The following is a 6,596-nucleotide window of genomic DNA, read 5'->3' on the forward strand; positions in this document are numbered from 1 at the left end:
GCGATACGCCAATATTTAAGGGGTGTCTGTTTCCCTACCCCCCTAAAAACTATAAACATAACTCACATTAAACACCACAAGGCGTTTGAAAAAGAGAGAGGTATTTAACCCTTTGCCATGCGTTTCATAAAAGGAATTGACCGCTAAAGGGATCTTTAATCCCATTTCAAAGCCATTGTGCCTATTGACATTCACACGAACCCCAAAATTCAAAGGGATCTGGAAAAAACTCGTGTGCATTTTAGCCTGATAATTTGTCAAGTAATTGTTGATAAAATCCGTTTCGCTCACCCACATGCTCAAACCACTCCCTACCCACGAACTCCCCGCTAAAGCAAAGCCCACATAAAAACCCACGCTAGAATGTTTTTTTGCATTATCAATGAAATTAAAAAGATAGTCTATCCCAAGCCCATAGAGGTGGTTATTCATTTTGCCTAAACCATCAAAGCCATTGCCCACAAAACCAAAATTAGTGTAACCATAGTCATAAAACAAGTAATAGCGCAACCCTTGATTTTTTTTCTTGGTGAAGAAATGCTTATAACCCACATTCAAAGTTACCCCATACATGCTTGAAATGTTTTTAGAATAAGAGTTGGGATCAAGCGCGTTCAAAGAATTTGAAATTGCAGCGATTTGAGAAGATAAAGAAGAAAGCATGCGGTTTTGAGATTGGCTGAATTGTAATTCTAAATTTTTTAAGTTTTCTATTAATTCTAAAGGGTTAGTAATGGGTTCTTGCATTTTTTCTAACGCTTGGGCTAATTTAGGGTTAGATGCAATTCCCCCACTGAGCATGACTATTTTTTCAATCCCTTCAAGGGTGGATTGGAGGTAGTATTGCTCGGCTTGGATTTCAGTAGGGGTTAATTTGGAGTTGTTTTTTAAAGCGTTGTTGATGTAGTTAAAGGTATTGGGCATGCTTATGATTTCATTTTTGACTTGATTGAGTTTATAAATTTTATTTTGAGCGTTAGAAATGATTTGGATGCGTTCTTGATTCAAAAAAGGGTCATTGTGTTGGATTGCATGACTGATAGAATATTCAAACCCCACGCTCGCATACGCCCCATTTTCTTCAGCGATACAAAAAGATAAAAATAATAAAGGCAAAGATAAAGAAAATAAGGTTTTTGGCATGGGTGATCCTGCTATGAATTGGGTTTGTTAAAAATGGGTTTAATGATACCATTAAAAAGCATAGCGCATACCAATGTTTCCGGTAATATTAATATCTTTATAATCAAGCCCAAACCTAGCCCCTATGCCGGCATTCACATAAAAGGTTTTGAATAACCTTATCTCCCCGCCTGTGATAATGCTAGCAAAAGTGTTGTATCTGCCGCCATCTCTATAGCTTAGGGTGTTATTACCGATGAAACGCACCATTTTATCCCCCATAGAATTAATGAATAAGTCTCTGCCCACATCCGCAATCACAAAATAATAAGAGTTTTTATTGAAGTAGTGCCGACTTTCTAGGGCAAAATTGATCGTTAAAACGGATTTTTTATTAGGGTCAGCATTGGCTCTGAATTGATTGTAAATAGGATCATCCATAATGCCTCTTAAACCGGATAAGCCAATGTAATAATAGGCTAAGCCTACTTGGGGTTTAAAAATAACGCTTTTATCTTTAAACATGAAGTCATAGCCATAATTGATTTTAGCGTCAGTCGTCCAAGTGTCGTATTTGTAAGACTGATTGATGATTGAGAGTAGGGGGTCATAAGAGTTGATGAAAGTCTTATTGTATCCCCAAGTCTCATTCAAGCTCATCGTCAATTCGCTTCTTTTGATAAACGCTCGGCTATAAACGCCTATATTGACATTGCTAGAGCCTGATTGAGTGATATTTCCATGAAACCCACTATACCCATAAGCGGCATAACCCCCCACAATCACGCCTTTAATGAATCGGTCATACCCTACATTGATACCATATAAAGTTCCAGTGCCTCCATTAATGAAACTAGCCCCTCCAACTCCTGTCGCCCACACATTGTTTTTAACTCTGTTTCTTTGAGAATATTTTAAAATCACATCCATAGCGTTAGGGATCGCATCAGCGAAACGCTTGTTTTTAAGGGCTTCTAAGCGCTCGTGAAAATCAGAACGAGCGAAAGTTGAAGTGTCAGAGAGCTTGGCTAAACGGCTCATTTGCTGCGTGTAGGTGTTGATCTGTAAAATATTAGTGGCATCATTTTTAAAATCAGGGTTAGCGATGACTTCTAAAGTGTTGGCAATGTCTCCAGCGATCGTGGTTAAATCTTTTGTGGAATGGCTTTCTAAATAATAGGGAGCGAATAAAGGGCTTCCCTTAGTTTCAAAGATTTTATTGAGCCAATTAATCGCTTGGTTGCCTCCAGCTTGATCAATGCTATCCACGCTTTGAACGCCCTGAATTTGAGCGATATATTGTTTTAAAGTGGGGGCTTGTAGGTTATTGATAGGATCATTAGAAACAGCGATTTTCACTTTATTATAAAGAATGGAAGTGTAAATATACTGATTTTGAGAGTCTTTAAAGCCTACAACTAAACCGCCATCTTTAATATTCACGGCTTGCCCGTTATAAGTTAAGCCGTTGCCAGTCATCACCATATGCTTGCCATTAATATCAATGAGCGTGTAAAGCTTAAGGTAATTATCTAAGCTGCTGCCTCCTGTGATTTGGTTGTTATACCCGTAATAAATGGCTTTAGCGCTATCAATAAGCGTATAAGTGCCGGCTTCTTTTGAAGAAGTGTTGAACTGGATTAAAGGGTTATTGCTATTAGCCATAAGCGTGGCTGTGCCTTGAGCGTTGATAATGGCATGGCTAGCTGAATGGCTAAGGTTAAACACCAAATCGCCATAGCTATTAAAATCCCCCATGACATTCAAACCACTAGCGTTAGTGCTTAAAGTCGCTTGTTGGTTTAAGGTGAAATTACCATTAATATTGGCCGTAGAGTTAGAGGCGTTGTTCAAAGCGTTAGTGATCGTTAAATTATTGGCTTGCAAGGCCGCATTTTCATTAAGATTGAGCGTGCCTATAACGCTATTATTCTTTACTTGAGACAAATCAATAGCCCCATTAGAGGTGATTGCGCCTAAGAAAGTGAAATTGTTAGCGCGCACGCTTAAAGACTCATTAGTGGGGGTTACGCTAGAACTAGTAGAGCTGTTTTTGGTTGTGGGGCAATTGGCTAAATTGACACAAATTTCCCCTTTTTGAACGCTCACGTTATTCAAACCCGCATTAAGGCTTAAGCCATTTGTAGCGTTTAGGGTGGTGATATTGATGTTAGAAACATCATTAGAAGCAAAAATCAATGCGCCTTGATACTTGCTAAAGTCAATCGTATTATCGCCATTAAAAATAATAGACTTGTTGGCGACAAAATTCAAACTGCCCCCTGTAGCGTTGCTAAAAGAGCTATTATTGACAAAAACATAGCCATCACTTAAAAAGTTAAAATACCCTTTTTGCCAAAAATCATGCAAGCCTCTAGGCGATAAAAGAGCGCCTAAATCGTTTTCTTTGAGCGCGTTTTGTAAAGAGGGCGGCAACACGCTCTCTAAACCTTGATTATAAACGCCACTTAACCCGCCTTGAGAAATGATATTATTAATAATATTACTCACTAAGCCTTGACTTTCTAGCTTTTTAATGACATCTTGTCCTAAAAATTCGTTCAACAAGTCGTTCGCTACCACACCAATGTCTTTTTGCAAGCTTGCAGGAGGGTTAGTAATATCTTTTAAAATCACGCTTAAAATAGAGCTTAATTCAGAAGCGTCTATATACCCACCGATAAAATTCAAAAGCCCTTTATCGTCCAACATGCTTTTTAAAGACTGCTTAGCAAGGTAGTTTTCTATGATGGATGGGGTAACAAAATTACCAAAAATGCTTAGTTTTTTACTGATAATGTTTTGGATTGCATTCATGACTCCACTGTTATTCAATAAATCATCTAAATTATTTTGACCTATAAGTTGACCCAAGGTTTCATTTTGCAAGCTAGCGGGTAATTCCTTACTCAAAGGGCTTAAAGCGTTTTCTATAAAGTTTCCTAAACCGCCGGCTTGCTTGATTTTTTCCATAGCCATTTGACTGAGGACATTCGCTAAATTCCCTTGATTAAAGATTTTATCAATCCCTTCTTGGCCCAAAAGATTAAAGATATTGTCTGTAGCTTGAGCTTCTATGTTGGCTTTGTTCAACACTAAGTTATTAGTGCTTTGAAAGGTTACATCCGCACTCCCTCCGCTTTCAAAGGCGTTACCGCTTCCCACTGTTCCAGTGATATAAATGCTTTTAGCTTTAAAATCAGCGTTAATGTAGCCTAAATAAGGGGAAGTTGAGCCTAATAATTGCCCCAAGTAAGTGTTTCTAAAAGAAGAACAAGTGGCGCTATCTAGCGTGCAAGGACTGCTATAGCCATTGCCCCCAAACCATATAGAGCTAGTAGAGTTTGTAACATTATCTTGAGTAGCGCCTATAACGAGATTCCCGTTACTAAAGGTTTGATTGATGTCGTTAGTCAAATGGTTGATCGTTTCTAGGAACGCTTGCTTTTGCGCTTGGGTGATTTTAATCTTATCTAAGAGTTGCAACACTTCATTAATATTAGTGATATTGTCTAGTTGGTTGGATTCAATCATTTCTTTTAAGGCAGCGGAATTTTGAGAAAGGATCCCTAAAAGCGTTTTTAAATTCTCGCTAGAAAAACCCTTATTGTAGATATTTAAACTATTCAAAGGCTGGTTGAACGGGCTATAAGTGCCTGGGGCTTGAGGAGTTTGAGAGCCTTTAGGGGTGAAAAGGCCTTTAATGTTGCTTGTCAAGTAATAAGTGCCTGCTTGATTGCTACTATAATCATAACTATAGCCGGTAGGATTTTGCTTAGAAGCTTGGTAATTATAAAGCTCAGGGGCGATATTAAAAATAGTGTTAGAAGCCGAGTTAGGGTTGTTTAAAACTTCTATGGTTAAATCCCCATTTTTAATGCTCTCTTGAATGATTTGAGAAGAATTGAGAGGGTTTATAAACGACCAAGTTTGAATGTTGTTATTGTCGCTATAGGTAGCGTTTTGGATTTTCATGCCATAAAAAAGGATTTTTTCATAGCCATTAGCCCCACTAATGCCAGTGATCCCTTTTTGAGCGTTTAGGATGTTGTAAGTTACAGATTTTGTAATGTTGTCAAAAATATTGATGTCAGATAAATTAATATCCCCATTATTCCCTAAAACAAACTGCCCGCTAACGCTCATTAAAGCTTTAGTCAAAGAAAGCGCATAACCATTAAAATTCAACGCTCCATTAGCTGTAAGGTTGTTAAAATTCAATGAACTTGTGCTGTCAAAATTAAAGCTTGCTGTATCAATAGTCGTGTTCCCTCCAAAATCAGCTTGGCTTGCGCCTTGAAAATTGATATTAGCGTTTAATGAGCTTGTGTTATTGGCTGATAAAACGCTATCGTCTAAATTAATAGTGGTGTTGTTTGAAAAACTAGCGTTAGAAGCGTTGAGCTTACTGCTAGCGTTAAGACTGAGTGTCCCGCCATTAAAAAAGAGACTATTAAAGGTTGCTTGACTCCCGTTATAAATATTGAGACTCGCTTGATTGTTAAAAGTGCTTGCGCCATTCGCATTCAAAACGCTTTGATTGTCTAAACTTAAATTAGAATTGTTATCAAGCGTTAAAGAATTTTTAAAAGTGGCTTGACTTTTATTACCAAGCGTGATATTGGCGTTGTCTTGCAAGGTTGTGTTGCCATTAAAGTTCAGTAAACTTTGAGAACTAAGCGTGAAATTCGTGTTACCTAAAAGCTGTGTAGTAGCGTTAAAGTTGCTTGTCCCCCTAGAATACAAGACATTAAAAACCGCTTGCGTGTTATTGAAAATAAGGCTACTAGCCTGCAAATTATAAACCGCCCCACCATTCAAACGAGAATTGATAAAGCTTAAAGAATTAGTAGCGTTAGCACTAATAACGCTTGATCCTCCAGGGTTTGTAAAGCCGCTAAACGAAGCGTTAGAAAAGGAAATATTCTTAGCGCTAAAACTGAATTTCCCCCAAGTCATATCGCTAAAACTAGAATTGGTTACGCTGATATTATTTAGAGCGTCGAAAGCGGCATAGGAATGCTGGCTAGCCCCCGTTTGAATCATCTTGGTAACGGTTTCAGCGTCATTGTAATTCAAGCCATCCATAGTGATGTTATCGCTTGCTTTAAAGGTGATATTCGCTCCCCCACCATCTGAATTTGAAACGCCTTCACCGGTTTTAAAATTATTGGTCAAGTAAATGTTAGCCGCACTAAAAGTTCCCGTAATATAGCCAAAACCTCCATGCCCTATCCAAATCAAGCCGTTATCATTCACGCTCTCTGCATTATTCCCTATGATCAAAGTGCCATTTTGGATATTCACGCCAAAACTTCTTCCGAACAAATTGGCTGTATAAGTGCTGAGCGTGTTGCCGCTTTGACCGCTCTGTCCTGAAAGATTAGGATCAATATAATAAATACCTTTTTGTGAGTAAGTTTGATTTTGGAGGTTATAGACCCCATTCCACACATTCGTTGTGGGTAAATTTT

General features: G+C 38.2%; 2 protein-coding genes. Both read right to left on the reverse strand.

What is annotated here, in order from left to right; all coding sequences use genetic code 11:
* Positions 1-42: 42 nt before the first annotated feature.
* Complete coding sequence (hopJ, locus tag EAL87_RS05595) at positions 43-1,143, reverse strand: Hop family outer membrane protein HopJ/HopK (protein ID WP_120913574.1); 1,101 nt, start codon at positions 1,141-1,143, stop codon at positions 43-45.
* Positions 1,144-1,194: 51 nt separating this feature from the next.
* On the reverse strand, positions 1,195-6,596 hold a 5,402-nt coding region (locus EAL87_RS05600), incomplete at its 5' end, for a vacuolating cytotoxin domain-containing protein (RefSeq protein WP_120913584.1).

This window comes from Helicobacter pylori (genome assembly GCF_003636935.1).
Lineage (GTDB): Bacteria > Campylobacterota > Campylobacteria > Campylobacterales > Helicobacteraceae > Helicobacter > Helicobacter pylori_CH.

Bases quoted from the DNA above. Each gene is read 5' to 3' on its own strand.
- hopJ (WP_120913574.1), bottom strand. From the start codon at position 1,143: ATGCCAAAAACCTTATTTTCTTTATCTTTGCCTTTATTATTTTTATCT.